The sequence below is a fragment of the Streptococcus caledonicus genome, assembly GCF_042656225.1.
In the GTDB taxonomy this organism is placed as follows: Bacteria; Bacillota; Bacilli; order Lactobacillales; family Streptococcaceae; genus Streptococcus; species Streptococcus caledonicus.
In genome coordinates, this window is sequence record NZ_JBHSOJ010000015.1 from 274,588 (window position 1) to 275,027 (window position 440).

At 34.1% G+C, this 440-nt stretch carries 1 pseudogene; it reads right to left on the bottom strand.

What is annotated here, in order from left to right:
* Positions 1-35: 35 nt before the first annotated feature.
* Positions 36-440: pseudogene (locus tag ACFPQ3_RS03210) on the bottom strand (transposase); the annotation flags it as partial.

A 440-nucleotide genomic window follows, 5' to 3' on the forward strand; every position in this document is an offset into this window, starting at 1 on the left:
TCGAATTTTAAAAGTATCATTTTTTGTCGGTATAGTCAATTGAAATAGGGATAGGACAAAAGAGCTTCATAAAAAGTATTGTAATTTGGCAATATTTTTTTGAGGTGCTTTTTGATATGAGTCCATGTTTTCTCAATAGGATTATACTTAGGAGAGTAGGGTGGAAAAGGTAAAAGTTTATGCCATACTCTTCACATAAGAGTTCTAGCCTATTCATTCTATGGAATCTTGCCTTATCCATAATAATAACTGATGGTGTGCCTAATGTTGGTAGCAGAAATTTCTGAAACCATGCTTCAAAAAAGTTGCTCGTCATTGTCTCTTCATAAATCATAGGAGTGATTATGTCACCATTTATCAGCCCTGCAACCAAAGAAATCCTCTGATACCTTTTTCCAAACACTTTACCTTTTATCAATTGACCTCTTAATGAGCGACCA